The following is an 18635-nucleotide window of genomic DNA, read 5'->3' as shown; positions in this document are numbered from 1 at the left end:
GGCTATCGGCTATCAACTATCGGCTATCGGCTATCAACTATCGGCTATCGGCTATCAACTATCGGCTATCGGCTATCGGCTATCGGCTATCGGCTATCGGCTATCGGCTATCGAACTTTCGGCTATCAACACTGCCGGGCAAGCCGCAATCCCACGACCTGAACGCAGCGGCCGGGCGTGCCATGAAGACGGGGGGCGGCCGCACGCAGGTGGAGCGAGCGAACGTCCCACGAACCCCCGCGTAGTGTAAAGCGTTTTTTCGCTGGCTTGCGGCTATCCTCGCGGCCATCATCAGGATCGTAGGGGTAAGAACGATACTCGCTGCGTGTCCACTCCCAGACGTTGCCCGCCAGATCGAGAATGCCCTCTGGGGTGGCCCCGAGCGGAAAGCAGCCTACTGCGCTAGTTCCATTGTGAGTGCGATTAAAATTGGCCCGCTCGCCATCGGGCGTTTCTTCTCCCCACGGGTAGGTGCGGCGCTGCACGCCCCGCGCCGCGTACTCCCACTCGGCTTCGCTGGGCAAGCGGTAGACGTAGCCATCACGCAGGTGTTGGGTGAGCCACGCGCAGAAGGCGGTCGCCTCGTACCAACTGATACCCACCAGCGGATGGTTGGGGCGCGCCTTGCCGAAGCGCGGGTCAGTCCACCATTCCGGCTGCTGCTTGTGCGTTCGTCGCTGCCACGGCTCAAGCCCCTCTGTCGCCTGATCATCACGGCGTAGCCAAGCTCGCCCCGCCGCATCCCACCAGGGCTGGGTCGGATCGTAACCGCCCGCTTCGATGAAGCGTTGGTACTGCGCGTTGGTAACCGGGTAGCGGGCCAGGGCAAAGGGGCGGATCTGCAACGTGGTGATGTTTAGCATATCCACATACCATGCTTCTGCTTGCTTCGAGAAACGCCCCTTTTCCTCCTGTCCAACAATCGCCTCATACTCCGCTTGGGTGATGCCGATCTGGAATGCCTCTCCCGCAAACTCAACCATCGGCGGTGGCAGGGTGCAGACGCCGGGGCGCGGGTCGTGCAAGCCAGCGAGGAGTTCGCCCGCACGGACGCGCTCGGCGGCGGGCAGGAGATTGCCCGTCACGACATCGGCGAGGGCTGCGGCCAATTCACGCTGCGCCTTGGCAAAACCAGTACCCGGCAGGCGTGACCAACGGACATCGGCGCCCAGTTCGGCAGCGAGGAGCGCGTCACGCTGGCCCGTGACATGCTGCGTGTCGCTCGTCAATTCGTCGAGCAGTTCGCGCAGCAGGCTCGGTAGCCCTTCACTGACGGCGTGTCCGATGCCGAGAAAGATGGGGACGCGCCAGCGCTCCTCGTTGCGCCGCTGGAGGATGGCCTGTACCGGCTGCTCAGCGCCAACCAGCGCCAGCCCCGCCAGGTACTCCTGAAAGGTCATGTGGGCAAACTGGTAGTCATTGCCCGCATTCGCCGCGTGCAGCAGCCCGGCGCGGTAGTCGGTATACTCCAAGAAGCGTCGTGCGCCAACGAATGGGTTGGGGTGGCCCTTCGTATGCAGAAATTCCTGCACCATAACCTGAAGCGTGTCGGCGCTCAGCAGGCCGGGGTTTTGTGGGCTACGCGCCTCGTGTGCGCGAAACGCGGCTTCGGAGAGCAGCGGGCGCAGCGCCTTCACCTCGACCCCCGGCAAGCCAATGTAGTCCATCAGCGCTTGGTACTCCGTCTCCGCTTTGCCGCGTAACTCCCAGCGGGCGAGTAGAATCTCCACACACTCGCGGTAGAGCGAGGCCCGATCCTCGGGTAAGTTGCGCTGGCGCAGGTGAACCAGCGCCATAATCGTCAGCAGCAGCGAACGCCCCCCGAGGTCGCGCAGATCGCGGCGGGCGCTTAGGGCGGCGCGCAACTCAGCAATGCGCTCGGTACACTGCGCCGCAATCACCACATCGCCCGCTGCCACCGCCGTGTACCAAGCGCCAACAAAGTGCTGCATCTGCGCCAGCGTCAGATCAGCGAGGGTCGCGGTGGGCCAGCCGGGGAGTTGCCACTGCTGGTTCGCCGGGTTGATGGCCGTGTCATAGGCCCGCGTGCGGCACGAGACCACAATGCGGCAGGGGGGGTTGTGTTCAGCAAAGGTGCGCACCGCCTGCACCACCTGAGCGCGCGATGCTTCGCCGGCCACTTCGTCGAGGCCGTCGAGCAGCAGGATGACATGACCCGCCTCGATCTCCTCCATGATCGCCTCAGCCAGACCAGCGTGGGCGCCGCGTGGTTGAAGGTGATCGACCAGATAGTTCCAGAGGTCGCCATCACTCCCTTGGCGCTCAGGATGTTGGGCCAACTGACGGGCGAGGGGCAGCAGGGGCACCAAGATGGGCAGGAGCCGCCCCACAGCGGCCCATCCATCAAGCTGCGTAGCCGGATCAACCTCCTCCACCAGACCAGCGTGGGCCAAACGGTGAGCGAGGTAACGCAACACCGTAGACTTCCCACTCCCTGGTTCACCAAGCAGCACCACACAACGCTGCCCGGCAAGCGCCTCCGTCACCAACTGCGGGCCAGCGAAGGTGAGCGCCCGCACCGCCGCATCCTCAACGAGACGCCGGAGGTCAGCAGCGGAGAAATTGGCGAGCAGCCCGCCCCGCAGATCTGGGCGCTCCCCCAGCGTAAAGGGCGGTTCCGCCTCCAGCGCAAGCGCGGAGCGTTCACTGGCGGGATCATCAACCCGCTCAACATAGACCACAGCACGACTCAGCGCCGGCAAGAGCGCAGGCCCGACATGGCGCTCCAGATAGGCCGCAGCATCAAAGGCGCGTAGGGCATCGTCCTCAACCCGTTCACGCAGACTCAGCGCCGTTGTGGCAAGCTGAATATAGACGTGGCTAAGCTGCACGTGCAAACCATCATCGGCATCGCGCTCACCGACCACACCCTGAAGAGGCAGCGCAGCGCAGCGCGTAAGCAAGCGCGCCAAATAGGCGGCCAGCACCTCAGCCCGACTCCGCTCACGGTAGCCATTGATAAAGATGTGACCATGAACACTCCCCGCCACCGCCACCCCAACGGAGGCATGGCCACCAACCTGCTGATCGTGTGAGCGCGTCGGCTGCTCTGGTAGCCCAGTACGCAGGCGGGTGAGTTCTTCTTCCAGAGGACGACGAGCAACATCTGGCAGATTGGGCAATGCAAGCATCGCCTTCAACTCAGCAATCTTGCGGGCAAGATCATCATCAGGCGGTGCGCTCTATCCTGCTTGTCACTCGTCACTCGTCACTTGTCACTGATATGACGCCGTTCCTCTCGGCGTGATGCTGCGCTCGCCCGTTTGGGCCTTCGTCCCCCATCTCTGCGCTCCTGAGAAACAAAAGCGGTGCGGCGGCGCGGTGGCTTGGTGGCTGAGCTTGCCGAAGCCAGCTTGTCGAAGCCCCGCGCCGCCGCACCGCACTCCGGGGCTGGCTTCGACCCCGCGCTCTCGTTATGCCCTACGCCGATCTGCGCGTCTACCAAGAGCGTCTTGATCAGGTGGTGGGGCCGGACAACTGGAGTGTCGCTTACCAAGTCACCAATGCGGGCGTGTTGTGCGCCCTGACCATCTTGGGGGTGACAAAGACCGACGTGGGAGACTGGCCGCTCGCCGAGGGCAACCGCCCCGATGAGAACCACTTAACCACCGCCGTCGCCCAAGCCTTCAAGCGGGCCTGCGCCACCTTCGGCGTCGGGCGCTTCCTCTACAATCTGCCCAAGATGTGGGCCGATTATGACGATCAGAAACGGGCTATTGTAGAACCACAGCGCGTGATCTACGCCATGTACTGCAACGCGGGCCTCAAGGCGTTTGCCTCGCAAGACATGCCACAGCAGGATGCGCCCCCGTCGGCGCAGAGCCGCACGAAGCGCCCGCAGCAGCAGCAGGATGCGCCCCCGCCGGCCCAGAGCCGCACGAAGCAGCGTCCGCAGGGAGAAGCGTTCCCTTGCAGCCGCGAGTCGTCCGACGCCCCACCACCACCGGCCCAGAGCCGCACGAAGCGCCCGCAGCCGCAGCAGGATGCGTCCCCGTCGGCGCAGAGCCGGACAGAGGATTATCACCCGCAGGCCGACGCACCGCTGGCAACCGACGCCCAACTCGGCATGATCGCCCGTCTGCTCTACAGCATCGGCTCGTTTGCCGATCAGCACGAGAACGCGGAACTCATGGACATGGTTGATGAGGTAGGGGTGTTGGTGAATGTGCCAAACCTCTCGACTCTGGGCAACAAAGAGAAGCTCCGCACCGCCAGTATCAGCCGCAAGGCGGCCTCGGTGATCATCGACAAGCTCAAGCCCCACGCGCCCTAGCGCCGCATTGCCACAAAAGAGCGGAAAAAGCGCAACAACGCAAACGTCGTGCGGTTGTTTGGTGACATGAATTTTTCTACCGCAGTGTACGCAGAGGTGCGCAGAGGATGTATCTTGTACGCCAGCAACGAAAAAAACGCCCTCTGCGGTGAAATAAAAGAACGACTCGAAGGCGATCTTCAGGCCCACACATGCGATTCCTGGCAGCGTGAGCGCGTAGAAACTTATGCGCGAGAATTATTCGAGCGCCTCACCCGCGTGCCGTAAGCTGGCGCTCGCTCTTATTCCCTACGCAACCCCACGCAGCCCTGCTGCGCGGGGTTGTTGCATGCAGAAAGGCAACACGGTGAAAAAGATCTGGCAAGAAACCGTCCGCGTGATGGGGTATACCCATAAGCACGTTGTTGAAGACTACGACGGCGAACCAGTCGTCGAGCGCCAAGAGCGGGAGATCTGCCTCAAGGCGACCGCGTGGTTCTGCCGCGAGAGCGGCACCTACCGGCTTGATTCGATGACCATCATCCTAATCAAGGATGATCCAAGCTGGATTGTTGGGGTGTGGGATGGCGAAAAGGTTCGTCATCATATTAAAAAGGGCCGGTAACCCTGCGCGATCTCGATGTGGCCTTGGCCTGTGGCCAGCGCCATTTCTTGGTCAGCGTCGGCACCGCCGCCGCCACCCACCTGCGCCGTCTCACCGGCGTGCGCAAAGCCGGTCGGCCATATACTCATGGCGATTGCAAAGTCCTCCTGATAGTCCGCAGATTACGCAGATTACGCAGATTATTGCTTCCTCCATCTGCGTAATCTGCGGATGCTATCTGAGCCTATTGGGACTTTGCAACCGTCATGGTCATATACTGGCGTAGAGCACAGGAGCAAACGGCCCCGCCGCTTATCAGGCAACGCAGTCTCTTATCGCCGTCTGAGCTTTGCTGCGTTGTTCACGGTGCGCCGACGCCGACTCGCTCTCGTGTGGCATAAGGCGCACACTTAGTTGCGCCGCTGGCTGCCTTATGGCGCGGGACAAGCGGGTAGATCGAGTCCAGGTTAGGGCCGCACCAGCGGCGTCCGCTGCGAGCCGATGTTGGGCGACTAGCTACAAATGGTTTTACTCAACTGTTTCCACAATCCAATCTTCGCGAGATAGTCCTGCCAATTCTACAGCTTGCTCACAAAATCGATATATTTTTTTTGCACTTAGGTATGTATTAATATAGTAATCATTATTTAGTTGTATCTTATGCTTGAAACCATTTGGGTTCTTACTGATAAATGTAGAATATGCAGAAGCTATCGTCTCGAAATTGTCAGGTTCCAAATCAATGAGGGCATTAAGAGTTTTGGATAATACATCACGCCAAGATTCTACTGCCATGCGTTGGCCTAGTATTATGAGTGTTTGAGGGGTTTTTCCAGTTACTTCATCAGCACTTGTTGCAACTAAAGCAGGCTTCTCATCACCAAAGTATGGCCAACACTGCAACGCCAAATTAGCAAGAAATTGTGAGCGCATTTCTATTGCCTCACGATCCCACTTTTGTAATCCCTGAAAATACTTATTAAGCTCGATATGGCTTTGTGTAAGATGCAACTGCTTCTTAACAAACGATTCATTGGATAACTCGGAATTATATCCTGTTAAAGTAAGATTTCCTAAAGTGTGTAGATAAAGTTCATAATCAGCCTGCCAGTCATCTCCTAGATGCTGCTTCCACCACTCAGTAGGTGTTTGAGGCAAGACATGCTCAATAGTAAGAGCCTCAAATGAGACTTTCTCTTTATGCTCAAACTGCTCCTCAAGAGTTTCCAATATCAATCGAGTTTTAAGAACACGTTCTCCGGTTCCATAAAGTTTAGCCTCTATCAAACGTGTCTTAAACAAGTTATCCTTAGGATATTCTCTACGCTGTAATTCGAGCCTAACTCCATTAACAAAATCAGAGGGATTGTTTTCTTTAGCCCATCCATAAAGAAAAGGAAACATTTTATTATAATGGCTCGTAGGGACGTTACAGACAAACCGTCGGACAACAAAATTTTCCAACATTTGCAGTAGGCGCAGAAAATCCTCGGCCAATAAATTACCACGGGTATAATCATGGTAACAATTTAAAAGGAACGGATAGGCTGTTGTGACTTCTAAGCGATTAATTCGAGCAATCATTCGACGAATTCGCGTATCCTTTTCCTTTTCGGGATTTAAAAGTTTTTGATAGTATTCTGCAAATTGAGCCACTTCTGCTAGTGATTTTAGTGCATCTTTATCTTCAACCCGATCTTTTAACGTAAAATAGACATCACCCTGTTTAACTAAAGACCCGTTTCGCATCATATAATGCCTAATGCATTCAGTGAGGTTTTCCCCTAATCCATCTTGCATCGGAAACCAATACTGTCTGTATATATTTTCCTGATCATCAATATGAATTCGCATAAAAAAATAATTACGAATAAGATCTGCCTGTGTTAATTGCCTTCCTTTTGCGTTAAGACTCTCGAAAACTAGGTGAGGATTATCGTCAACATCAAGAACAATGCTGACAACAGAGAATCGACTTGTCAAGACTTTGTTTAATACAATAATATCCATTTGATTTATTTTCTTCTCGAAATATTTGTAGCATTTTCGCACTTGATCGTCTTGCTCTAAAGGCTGCTTCATTATTAAAGCCCGAAAAGAATCACGATCAGCTTGAGTTGGAAGAAGCTTATAGTAATCATTTTCCTTCTTAAAGGGATTAACGAGCATCGTTTGCTGAATTTCATCAGCGAGTTCACTATTTCCTTGTTCGCTAGCTTTATCGCGAAGCAAGGCTAGGAGTATAAAAATAGTCGTCAACCTTTGCTGACCATCAATTAATAAATATTTACTTACGCCTTCTGGCACAGAAACAGTGGGCATTGTAACAATAGATCCTATGAAATGATTTCTCAACTGTTCATTTTCACAAAGTTCTTTTACGTCATCCCATAGCATTTCCCACTCACGCTTATCCCAACTGTATGAGCGCTGAAATAGAGGGACAACATACTGTTTAGTACCCTCGATAATAGGTTGGAATTTTGTTTCAGAAGCCTTCATCAGATTCTCCGATGGTGACTAAACCACTCCAACAAGGAGTGTACACGAAAATCCTTATGAAGTAGACGGCGCTTTTACCACCTACACTCCGATTATACATGCTACGCGGTGATCATGCAACTTATGACCCGCCATTCCTGTGCGCCACAGCGGTGTTGCCATCTCTTCTATCCCGATGATTCGTGCTACACGACGATTCGGCCATGTATGGAATAATACCATTTACGCAGTAGCGCAAAACTCGCGCTGTTGCTCACGGAGCGCCTGTCATGCTGAGCGCAGCGAAGCATCTCTTTGCGTGACGAAGAGAGACCCTTCGCTGCGCTCCTGAGAAACAAACGGCGCGGTGGCGCGGTGGCTTCGACAAGCTCAGCCACCGCGCCGCCGGCGCGGGGCTTCGACAAGCTCAGCCACCGCGCCGCCACGACCCTACGTTGGCTGAGCCTGTCGAAGCCAACGTAGGGGCGCGGCCCCCGCGTTTCTCACGGGGCCACTGGCCCACGGGCCATTTGGTACTCAGGGTGACAATGCGATATGCTCGATAGTAAATGGTATAAGCACACCCATGCGCCACCGACGCAGACGGCGGATCGCTCACCGCACCCCGCCGTCGTGCGTGCGGCGGCGGGTACTCTTCAACTACGGACTCGGATGGGATTCAACGGCCATGCTCTTGCGGTGGCTGTTGCATCCCGAAACCCGCGACTTCCACCTCAACCAGATGATCGTGATCATCGCCCAGGTTGGCGAAGAATTCGCGGGGACAAAGCGGCTCGTCGAACAGATCATCTTCCCGCTGCTCACGCAGCACCGCATCAGAACCGTGCAGGTGGCGCGAGCCGGGCCGTCCGACAAGGACGGCATTGTCGTGTTGAGCGACACCCGCGCCCCTTCGGTATGCCATACCGAGGGGGCGTGGCGACTAGGCGATCACCTGATGCGCGACGGCACCGCGCCACAATACGCCAACGGGCGTCACTTCTGCGCCCAACGCTTCAAAGGCTGGCCCATCGCCAAGTGGGTCAAACAAGAGCTACGCGGTCGGCGCTACCGCAGCATCCTCGGCTACCACGCCGAGGAACCCAAGCGGGCTGCGAAGGCCGCTGACTATGCCGACATCCAACGCACCCACGAGTTCCCGCTTATCGCGTGGGGCTGGGGCCGCGCCGAAGTGCTGGCCTACGTGCGCGACGTGACCGGCGAAGAATGGGAGAAAAGCTGTTGCGGCTTCTGCCCGTTCACGGGCGGGCGCGTCGAATTGGTTGAGCGTCACCTGCGCGAGCCGGAGCAGGGTGCGCGGGCGCTGCTGATGGAGTTGCTGAGTCGCTCAATGAATCCGCGCTTCGGCCTCTACCCCAGCGGCAAGCCGCTCCGGGCCACGCTCGAAGCCGCCGGTTGCGTCGCAGCCATCACGCAATTCCAACGAATGATCCTCACCCACGAGTGGGCGGTCTACCGCGTGCGCCGCATCTACCGCGAGAAAGCGCCGCTCGTAGACCGCAGCGTCGCGATTATCGCCACGGGCGACCGCCAAGCGATGCTCGACCACCTCCGCATCCTGGGCCAAACCGAGGTTGTCGGCGGCATCGAACGTGTTTATTTCCACCGCCGCCCCGAAGGGCTCCTGCCATCGGTCGAGGCGTTCTACGTCGCCGCACCACACATCATTGCCAAGAAAGAGAAGAAGAGCTTCGCCACGCGCTGGCACCATCATACCGATGAGACACGCCACGGCGTCAGCCAGATCGCGCTCTTTTGAACACTTTCAGATGCGCTCTCTGGCATCTCCAGGATGAGGGTTTCGCCCTCCTCTCCTAGATATTTCTTCGCCGACTGACGATACACAGCCCCCTGTTGGCTCTCACAAGCCGACGGGGGGCTGTTTGCATGTTTGCATTTGAACAACGCATCATGCGTTCTATGAGCCACGCTGATGGTATACTTTTGTTGCCATGCACAAAGCCCACCGTTCGCTTGGAGGCATCGGTGGGCTTCGTCTCTTGCGCAAGATGACATCGCTTGTCGCCACTATTGTAGCATCGCTGGACGCCCAGTGCCAAGTCTTCCATTCCTTTTGCATAGGTCGCACCACTATGGTGAACCAATCCCCCTCGATCCCGCACCTAACCGAACAACAGCAGCAGATCGTGGCTCATACCCACGGCCCAGCCCTCGTCTATGCCGTCGCCGGAGCGGGCAAGACGACGGCGATGGTGCATCGCGTGGCCCGTTTGGTGCGCGATCATGTCTTTGCGCCGGAGCGCATCCTCCTCAGTTCATTCAACAAGGCTGCGGTTGATGATCTGGGCCGCGCCCTCATCCCCTGGCCCGCGTGCCGTGCCGTGGCCCGCTGTACCCTCCACGGCCTCGGCTATCGCATCGTGCGCTTTGCCGCCGAGCAAGGGGTCCTGCCCCCTCTGGCAGAAGGGGCGCTCAAGGCCAATGGCGAAGAGCGCCACCTCGTCTGGGCGGCCCGCGACCTCGCCCGTCAACGGAAGACCATTCCCTCCGCTGAGCTTGATACCCTTGATGAGCAAGACCTCCTTGATTTCATTGGTGCTTGCAAGGGCAACCTCAGCTACCCCAACCTCGCTGCGGTACCGCTTCCGCCAGCGGCGCGCACCGTGGCCAGCCAAGCCCACGCGCCACCCCATCTCCCCTGGTATCTCGATCTCTATGCCCTGCACGAAGAGGTGCGTCACGCGCGGGGTTGGCTCACCTTTGATGATATGCTGCTGCTCAGTTGGGAAGCCCTGGTGTGCCACCCCGATCTGCTCGCTCGCTGGCAGCGTCGCTACGATGCGGTTCTTGTGGATGAGTTCCAGGACGTGAACCTGGCTCAGTCCGAACTGCTCGATCTGCTCACGCGCCCGCATCGCAACTACATGGCAATTGGCGATGATGACCAGACCATCTACGGGTTTCGCGGTGCCTCGATGGACTTCTTTCGCCAGTTCGGCGATCGCTATGGCGCTACGATCTACACCATGACCGACAACTTCCGCTGCCGAGCGTCACATGTGGTGCTGGCGAACCGCGTGATTGCTCAGAACCGCGACCGCTACCCCAAGACGTTGGTGGCGACACGTGGCTTTGGTGGCGTCACGGCGCTGCGCCGCGCCCCGGACACGCTCAGCATGGCGCGTCACGTAGTGGCCGACTGTATTGCCGCCCAAGCGACGGGCATGCTGGGCCGCGACATGACCATCCTGGTGCGTTTGGGAGCGCAGACGCCGCCTTTGGAGCAGGCGCTGATTGAAGCCGGGCTGGCTTATCGCATCGTCGGCGATATGCCCTTCTTTCGACGGCGTGAAGTGGGCGACCTCATGGCCTATGTGACGCTGGCGGAAGCGGATGCCTTGTTGCGGCTTGGCCAGCAGCTTGATGCCAGCCAACGCGCATGGTTCACCGCGACGTGGCAACGGGTCTACAACCGACCCACGCGCTACATGAATCGCCACCTCTTCCAAGAGACACTACAGGCGGTGTGTGGTCACGGGCGACCGCTGAGCGATGGGTTGCTTGAACTAAGCGAGCGGGTGAATGAGCGCATGGCGACCACGCTGAGCCGCCTCGCCACCCTGCTCATCTGGCTCAGCGAGGCCCGCAACCAACTCCCCGCTGAAACGCTGCTCAGCGAACTCGATATCCGCCTCGACTACCAAGCCTTTCTGCGGCGCAGCAGCGGCCACGAGATCACCGGCGCGAGTGCAGCGGCCAATGTTACCGCCTTCATCCAATACGCCCGTGGCAAAGGCGACATCACCGACCTTCAAGCCCACTTGGCAGAACTCGAAGCCGAACACCAACGCCTCGATGAACACGCAGCGGACGCCATTGACATCCGCACCATCCACAAAGCGAAGGGGCTTGAATGGCCCGTCGTGTTGGTGCCAAACTGTACGGCGGGGATCATCCCATTGGGCGGCGATGCCGATCTCGACGAAGAGCGGCGCTTGCTCTACGTGGCCATCACGCGGGCCAAAGAGCAACTCTACCTCTACGCCCCCGTCAACAACGGCGGTCAAGGCCAGATCTCACCCTTCCTCGCTGCGGCCCAGGTCGAGCGGACGTTGACGCAGGTCGCGGAGGTGGGGCGACTCCTCGCATCCGACCCCCGAACCTGGAGTGCAGCCGAAGCGTTGCGGCTCCTCCGCTTCCCCCGCGAAACCGGCCAGGCACGCAGCATCAGCCACTGGTGGGACGCACCCGCCGCGACCCGCAGCCAAGTAGTCGAACGGCTACGGGTTCTCGTCGCCAGCGTGGCCACCCACGGCGCGACGCAGCGCCTCGGGGTCCGCGATGACGACCTCGCGCCGTGGGTGGCCGCAGCGCCCCAGCGCAACCATGATGCCACACTCGCCGCGCCCTTCCCTGACCTTGCGGCCCTACTCACCCCCACCCCAACGCCGCCGCCAAGCAGCAAGCAGCCGCGCACCACGGTCACCCATGCGGCCCCCTACCACGTCGGCGACGTCGTGCGCCACCCCAAGTTTGGCCACGGCGTCGTCATCGCCGTCGAACCACAAGCCATCCGGGAACGCACCGAGTGGTACATCAAAGTAGACTTCCGGCAGCGGGGTGTCGTCAAACTCAATGCCGACATCGCCCCCCTAGAGCGGTGAGGGTGGAACGGCGAGGATGCGGACAAGATCGTTGAATCCAGATTATGTTGTCACGCAACATTGTCATCCAAATACACACCTGTGTCCAATCGTCCAAGTTCGATGCGTCGCTGTTTAAGCAAATCTAATAATGCTTCTTCATCTTTGCCCTCGATTTTAGCAATAGCAATTAGGGTTTCAATCATGTCAACAATTCGTATATCCAGATCTTCTGTGCTATTTTCTTCAATCAATCTTGAGTGTTCATCGATCAGTTTTTCAAAAAGTTTATCTGTTAATTTTTTTCCGGTCAAGATTTGCACTGAACTACTGTTTATATTATAGATTACTGATTGATCTCGAACAACTTTACTCCGTGGATGGCGAAAGTCTGTATCATCTTGATCTCGTTTCGCACGATTACAACGGTAGCAAAGGGCTTGTAGGTTTCGTTCATCATCAACATGCATGATAATGCTCTCTTTTGCAATATAACCATGTTTGTCAGCTTGATTTTTCGGTACAATATGATCAATATCAATAGGTGCTATTTTTGATGATATTCCACACAATTCGCACTTGCCACGTGCAGCCTTAAGAACACGATATCGAGTCGAAGCCTCCAAGCGTGGAAGATTCTGACGAGCACGTTTTCTTTCAATCCAATCTTGGATCTTTTGTTCGCAGAGGTCTTTTGCTTCTTCAATCAGTTCCGCGTCTGATAGTGTAAAATTGAGCGTGAATGTACTATTTTTGCGTTCATAGATTACAATATTGTGTTTAGTTAAGGTGATTTTTGGCCAACGCATTAAGATTTTTTCATAGTATTGCTGAATTTGTTCGTCATATCCACTCAAAGTCCTTGATAATTCTCTCTTGGTTGAGATACCATCACGCTCAAGTAGATGCAAGATAACTGCTGGCTGATATATATCAGTCATTGACATCTTGTTTTGTATAAATTCAAGAAGTTCAGCTAAATTTCTCATATGGAACAGTTATAGTTTATATCTGCCACTGAAAACAACCCATGAGCCTATTCAACCATACCGTCGCCCAATCTCTTGGATGGTATCTTCTAGGGCCGCATTGCCCGTAAGAACAAATCCACCAAAAATGGCACGCCCAGTATCGTCTACGAGAAAAACATGGTTAACACCAAGGAAGTTACGCCATGTATGCAATGAAGTGCGATTACAGAGTTGCATGCGTGGACGGGCGTAGCGTGCATACTCAAGCTTGGCTAACTCCAGGTTGGGAAGAAGCCAGAGACGATTGATCACGTCGGCGGTAATCTGTTCGGCAGCGGGTCGCGCCGTAGCGATGGGGCGCACGTAGGATGCGAGTTCCCAGCTACCATTGGCGTGGCGTCGGGCAACCAATTGGTGGGATGGTGCATCTGCTGCGGCAGCGTGAGACGTGCCATCGTACAACAAGGCACGTTCGATCATTGCGAGGTTGGCGCTGCGTTGATGGTTGGATGCGGCGACGGTGATCCGTGTCATTACCTGGAGGTTGAGTAAAACATTGCGCGGATCCACTAAATTCTGGAGATTATCAATACGATTCAACGCCACGTCACCCACCAAGCGGTGCGCGTCGCTCAGTTTGGTGCGTATCTCCGCAATGTGTTGACGCTCGGTGTCGGCATGCGCTGCCATACCGCCCAATGTGGTGTGCAGTTGCAGTGCCGTCGCCCAGACCGCAAGAGCCAGAGTACCAACCCGCAGATCATGGTCGGCTGCCCGGATCGTTTCGTTGTACGCGGTCACATTTTGCTCCACATCCCACCACATCAGATCGCCTAGTGGTTGGGTACGGGCCTGTTCCACCTTCCGCACCAGGCTCATACGACGAGCCTCAGCCACATGGGCTGCATGTTGGGCGATGGACAACGTCTGCGTCACCATGGGCAGTAGGCTCTCGCTCGCCACCACAGCGGAATGGGTTATGAAGAGATTCTGCAGCAAGCGAGCATCCGTCACCAGACGGGCAACTTCACGATCATCAAGCCACTGTTGCAACTCCTCGACCAGCGCTTCGATGCGGTGGAGTTGGCGCTGCATCGCAACGAGGTAGTATTGGGCAGTAGCTACCGCAGCAACTTTCCAGATCGCCGCTACGGTGAAAATGGGGTTGATGCCAGTGGCGGGAATCAATGTTCCGTGGCCAATGATTTTTCCTTGTGCATCAATGGCAATGGAACGTACCCCGCCATCAAGTGCTTGCATGAGCGTCGCATGTCCCGTTGCTAACTGGCTGCTGATATGGGGGGCGAATTGCAGCATGTAGGCACCGGAGGGCGCTGCAATGCTGGCCAGCGGCAACACTTGAAGCATGCCATTCAACGCAGCATGCGCTTCGCGCGGCAGCGCGAGCGCAGGCGATTCTGCTGCGCTTGGTAGGCATGCGGTCACGATGAGCAGTGGGTCGTCTACCGTTCCCAGCAAGAGTCCTGTTTCGGTCGGTGGTGTTGAGTCGGAATTCTCTGTCGCATCCTGTTGCGACTGCTTTGCTTCCTGCGGCGTATCTTTCCTCTTCCAGTTGAAACTGCCCATAGGTTGCGCCTTACACATGAAAGAAGTTCACAATAGGAACCTGGTTCCCTTGTATCCTCCCATCGAAAGATTTTGGTCACACCCAAATCAAATCTAACTATACGTATACGTTCTTACGAGAGCATTACCCACAAGGAGTTGTACGGACGGCTTTTCGCCTATCGGTTTTTCGGATTTTCGCCCCTCACCCGCACCCCCGCGCTACACGGCCAGACCAGCGGGCGCAGCACGCCATCCTCTAGCTCCATGTCGGCCCAACAGCGCTCGCGCTCCGCATTGGTCATGCGCGGCACATACCAGATCACCGGATGCTCAGCGAGGGCGTTGCCATCAATGAACTGCTCCGGCCCTTGGCGCTCGTCGAGGGCACAGCAGGTGCCAATGGTTGGCAGATCGCCCTGGCCCTCCGCTGGCTTCGCGTGCGTCCAATAGACGTAGGCCAACTCCGCATCCCCCCAGAGCGGCGTGATCGTCTGGGTGCCACCCGTTCCGGTAAGCTGGAATGCGTGTGGGCCACCGGCAGCCCATTCCTGCCAGCCCTCTTCGTGCAGCAGGGTCGCCTCGTGGCCGTCCCACACACGCAGACTGGCCGGCGCGACCGGCTCAATGCGCCAGACCGGGTGGTAGGTACCAGCAATGCCGCAGCCGCGCCCCTCATTGCCGCCAGTCAGCGTGAGCGTGCCATCGGCCCCGAAGTGCGTGGCGAACGTGTATTGATAGGCGCAGGGCTGCGGCCAGGTGGGGCTACGAAAGGTGAGCGCCAGTTCCAGCGAGCCATCGGCATGGGGCGTTATCTCTGGCAAGCCATAGGGAATGATCGCCGCCGCACTAAAGACCGGGCAACCCACCGCGTCCGAAAAGCCGACACGCTGATCTTCGGGTGCGGCATAGCCAACGTGCCAATCCACAATCTTGACTGAGCGCAGCAGCGGCTGGCCCGCAAAACGCACCTCGCGCACCTCCAACCCATCGGAACTGGTCAGCAGGTAGGACGCCTCCCATTGACCATGCGCGACATGGCCGGGCGTCTCGCAGAGCGGGGCCACCGCCGCATCTTGGAGCGTCGCCTCACTCACGGCCCGACGTTGCGCCGACTGGCCCTGCGCCGTCCAGGTCGCCGCCACGAGGCGCAACTCGGTCAGATCCACCACCACCCAGAGCGCCTCATCGCCCCAGGTAAAGACCGGCGAGACACACAGATGATTGCTGCGTTCACAGGTCGTGCCGACATGGTTCACCTTCGTGGCCGCCGAATAGTCCAGCACCATCCCGGCGTGCGGCGGCACGCCCAATTCTTCTTGGCTAACGGGACTCGCCACCGCGATGGCCGTCGCCAACGCCGCCAGATGCTCAGGAATCTCCGGCTGCCCGCCCGCAACGGCGTGCAGATCCAGCACCTGCATGCGCCGATCCACAAACGCGCTCAGGGTGGTATTGGTGGGATAGACATAGAGCAGCACGCGCAGACAGGCATCAGGGGGGCACTGCGCCACCAAGTTGGGCGGCAAATCACCGGGGCGCGGCGGGGCGACGTGCATCACCTCGGTGAGCAGACGCTGCCCAGTAAGCGTGCGCGTATGCTGCTGATGGCGCACATCATCCACCACCGCCCGCTGCGCCGCATCAGCGCGTTCATCCAACCCCTCGCGCAGCAGGATGAAGGGGGCGGATTGGAGCGCAGCCCGACGCCGCTCGCGCTCTGCCGCCACCTCCGGCAGATCGGGCGTCACCCCATCACCCAACAGCACCGGCGCATCCGCAGCGGGACGCGGCACCACCTTCGCCGTCGGGCTCGCCACGACACCCGCGCTAGGGGGCGAGGCAGCGGCACAGGCGCTGAGGAGGAGCAGGAGGAGTGGGAGGAGAAGACGGAGCATAGTGCACTACCTTTGTGGGGAGGTTTGGAGGGGCTTCGCCCCTCCAAACCTTCCCCTTCCGGGTGGATTGCGCGGGCGGCAAAGCCGCCCACGCAATCCACCCATCCACATTCACAAACACAACAAAAACGCCACCAGCGCCTCAACATCCTCATCGCTGAGCAAGATCGGCTGGATCGCCCGCGTCGCGTCGGGCGCACCGCGCCCACCCTCCGCATAGAAGCGGACCACATCCAGCAAGCTTGCCGCGCTGCCATCGTGGAAGTAGGGCGCGGTCTGGGCCAGACCAATGAGCGAGGGGACACGGGCGGGAAGCGCGCCAACGCCGGTGTGGATGTAGGCTTCACTACTCAAGGTTGGCCCGTGGTGGCAGCCCATACAGCCAACCTCGGCAAAGAGTTGTTGGCCCTGTTGCGCCAGAGGTGTCAGCAGCGGGCGCGGCGGATCGGGGATCGTGCGGATTGCAGCAGCCAGCGCCAGCGCCGTATGCTCCCACGTCACCGGATCGGGATCAGCGGGAAAGGCGGCAGCATAGCCCGCCGCCAAAGCCGGGTCAGCCCGCAGACGCGCCAAGGTTGCCGGATCACGCGGCCCCATCTCACGCGGATTGGCGAGTGGCAGCAGGACGAACGCCTCCAGGGAGGCAACCTCCGGCGTAAACCAACCAAAGGTCGTGCGCTCACGCAACCCCCAGAGCGTCGGTGTATTGAGGCCATCCGCCGTTGCCACCGCACGGCCATCCGTCCAGCCCGTGGCCGGATCGTGGCAATCGAGACAGGCGAGCGTGCCATCAAACGCGAGTTGCCTGGATACCATCAATTGCCAACCGAGTTGGCGCAAAGCCTCAGCAGCATCCTGCTCGCGTTGGGCGCTATCGCTGCCGCAAGCGGAGAGGAAGAGCAGCACGAGGAGGGTGAGCACCATGCGTTGGTTCATGTAGGCTACGCTCCTTAAACCAACTTCGGCGGGGGAGCGGGGGCATGGCCCCTTCAAAGGGTTTCACTAGATGAATGGAGGTGAGCAGGATGCCGTATACTGGGATGATCACGCGTGCCAACACGAATCAGCCCAGCGGAGGAATCCATGCCCACCTCACCCCTCTATGATAGCATGTATCAACAGATGACGGATCAGCTTGTGGACGCATTATCCAGTCAATTGGCAACCCTGGCGCTCATCGTCGTGGCGGTGTCGCAGTGTGTGGCCGCCCAACTCGGACGTATCGCACGATCCATGCCCGTGGATACGACCCAGTCAGCGAAAGAGCAACGATTGCGGCGGTTCCTCGATAACGACCGTATTACCCAGGAGACCCATTACCATCCCATCGTGCGGAGGGCCTTGCAGGGTCTCAAAGGCCAACGCGTGCAACTCCTGATCGATCGGGTGCTGATCCAAAACCATCACAATATCCTCGTGGTCAGTGTCGGCTTTCGCCGCCGGTCGATCCCGCTGACCTGGATTGCGCTTGATCACCGAGGCCAAAGCGGCTTGGAAGACCAGCAAACGGTGGTGCGAGATGCCCTGGCCCTCTTGCCCCCAGGCGTGCGGGTGAGCATCCATGGAGATAGCGAATTCCGCAGCCAGGCCCTGTTTGCGTGGGTTCGTGGGCTCGGCCATCATGCCCTGTTGGGCGTGACCGGACGGACGCTGGTGGCCGACACGCGCGATGGGAACGCCACGTCGTTGGAGAGCCGGATGGCCGGGCACACCGAGGTGGTCTACCTGAACGGGGTCTATCTGACGGAAGACGGACACGGCCCGGTCAACGTGATCGCGTGGTGGGACAAAGACCCGGATGGGAAGATCCTGGTGCGTGCGGTGATGACCAACCTGCCTGCGAACGGACGCACCTACCGTCTGGGCAAGCGGCGGATGTGGATTGAGACGGTCTTTCGCGACTGGCAGAGCGGGGGCTTTCACCTGGACAAAAGTGGGCTTGATGACCGTCAGCGGTTTGCCCGCTTGCTGCTGCCGCTGGTGATCGCATACCTGTGGTACGTGGCCGTAGGTCGCTGGGTGGTGAAACGGGGCTATCGCAAGTTGGTTGATGACGGCCCGGCGCGGAATTGGAAGTACAGCTTGTTCCAACTCGGCGTGGCCTGGAAGGAACGCATGGCGAGTTTCACGCAAGCGATACCGGTATTGCTCTTTTTGTACCTGTAACTGTGTCATTATCTATCCGTAGTCGTGTAATTTGGTGAAACCCTTTGAAGG

General features: G+C 58.3%; 13 protein-coding genes. 6 read left to right on the top strand and 7 right to left on the bottom strand.

Annotated features, from left to right (window positions below):
* Positions 1 to 125: 125 nt before the first annotated feature.
* Positions 126 to 3143, bottom strand: a complete 3018-nt coding sequence (locus tag CJ255_RS16615) for an SUMF1/EgtB/PvdO family nonheme iron enzyme (protein WP_165774764.1) — start codon at positions 3141 to 3143, stop codon at positions 126 to 128.
* Between the two features lie 293 nt (positions 3144 to 3436).
* Between CJ255_RS16615 and CJ255_RS16610 the strand changes: the two genes are divergently transcribed.
* Entirely contained in the window at positions 3437 to 4294 is an 858-nt protein-coding gene (locus tag CJ255_RS16610; RefSeq protein WP_097645220.1) for a hypothetical protein, read from the top strand.
* A 226-nt stretch (positions 4295 to 4520) separates the two neighbouring features.
* Positions 4521 to 4898, top strand: coding sequence for a hypothetical protein (locus tag CJ255_RS16605; protein ID WP_124681979.1), 378 nt, complete (start codon positions 4521 to 4523; stop codon positions 4896 to 4898).
* On the opposite strand, the gene CJ255_RS23665 is transcribed toward CJ255_RS16605, so the two are convergent.
* Both CJ255_RS23665 and CJ255_RS16600 read right to left on the bottom strand, forming a co-directional pair.
* Positions 4877 to 5026 carry a hypothetical protein gene (locus CJ255_RS23665; RefSeq protein WP_165774763.1) on the bottom strand — a complete coding sequence of 50 codons (150 nt, stop codon included), beginning with the start codon at positions 5024 to 5026 and terminating at the stop codon, positions 4877 to 4879. The genes CJ255_RS16605 and CJ255_RS23665 overlap by 22 nt on opposite strands.
* 379 nt (positions 5027 to 5405) lie before the next feature.
* Entirely contained in the window at positions 5406 to 7379 is a 1974-nt protein-coding gene (locus tag CJ255_RS16600) for a DUF262 domain-containing protein (RefSeq protein ID WP_097645218.1), read from the bottom strand.
* Positions 7380 to 7673: 294 nt separating this feature from the next.
* On the opposite strand from CJ255_RS16600, the gene CJ255_RS23660 reads away from it, so the two are divergent.
* The 3 genes from CJ255_RS23660 to CJ255_RS16590 all read left to right on the top strand — a co-directional run bounded on the left by CJ255_RS23660 (position 7674) and on the right by CJ255_RS16590 (position 12004).
* Positions 7674 to 7841 carry a hypothetical protein gene (locus CJ255_RS23660; protein WP_165774762.1) on the top strand — a complete coding sequence of 56 codons (168 nt, stop codon included), beginning with the start codon at positions 7674 to 7676 and terminating at the stop codon, positions 7839 to 7841.
* A 103-nt stretch (positions 7842 to 7944) separates the two neighbouring features.
* Positions 7945 to 9138 carry a hypothetical protein gene (locus tag CJ255_RS16595; RefSeq protein WP_124681978.1) on the top strand — a complete coding sequence of 398 codons (1194 nt, stop codon included), beginning with the start codon at positions 7945 to 7947 and terminating at the stop codon, positions 9136 to 9138.
* A gap of 334 nt (positions 9139 to 9472) precedes the next feature.
* Entirely contained in the window at positions 9473 to 12004 is a 2532-nt protein-coding gene (locus CJ255_RS16590; protein ID WP_165774761.1) for an ATP-dependent helicase, read from the top strand.
* Between the two features lie 50 nt (positions 12005 to 12054).
* Here CJ255_RS16590 and CJ255_RS16585 read toward each other — a convergent pair whose 3' ends face one another.
* The 4 genes from CJ255_RS16585 to CJ255_RS16570 form a co-directional block, all read right to left on the bottom strand.
* Complete coding sequence (locus CJ255_RS16585) at positions 12055 to 12972, bottom strand: HNH endonuclease (protein WP_097645215.1); 918 nt, start codon at positions 12970 to 12972, stop codon at positions 12055 to 12057.
* A 51-nt stretch (positions 12973 to 13023) separates the two neighbouring features.
* Positions 13024 to 14541: a hypothetical protein gene (locus CJ255_RS16580; protein WP_097645214.1), complete on the bottom strand. Its 1518-nt coding sequence runs from the start codon at positions 14539 to 14541 to the stop codon at positions 13024 to 13026.
* 158 nt (positions 14542 to 14699) lie between these two features.
* On the bottom strand, positions 14700 to 16418 hold the full coding sequence (locus CJ255_RS16575) for a hypothetical protein (protein WP_097645213.1): 1719 nt from the start codon (positions 16416 to 16418) through the stop codon (positions 14700 to 14702).
* A gap of 111 nt (positions 16419 to 16529) precedes the next feature.
* The gene (locus CJ255_RS16570; RefSeq protein WP_097645212.1) at positions 16530 to 17354 is read right to left on the bottom strand and encodes a cytochrome-c peroxidase; all 825 of its coding nucleotides are present in this window, start codon (positions 17352 to 17354) and stop codon (positions 16530 to 16532) included.
* A 147-nt stretch (positions 17355 to 17501) separates the two neighbouring features.
* Between CJ255_RS16570 and CJ255_RS16565 the strand changes: the two genes are divergently transcribed.
* Positions 17502 to 18584: a transposase gene (locus CJ255_RS16565; RefSeq protein WP_097645211.1), complete on the top strand. Its 1083-nt coding sequence runs from the start codon at positions 17502 to 17504 to the stop codon at positions 18582 to 18584.
* The last annotated feature ends 51 nt before the right edge of the window (positions 18585 to 18635 follow it).

This window comes from Candidatus Viridilinea mediisalina (genome assembly GCF_002532535.1).
GTDB lineage: Bacteria > Chloroflexota > Chloroflexia > Chloroflexales > Chloroflexaceae > Viridilinea > Viridilinea mediisalina.
The sequence above is the reverse complement of the archived record's forward strand: the minus strand, read 5'-3'. Positions and strand labels throughout refer to the sequence as shown.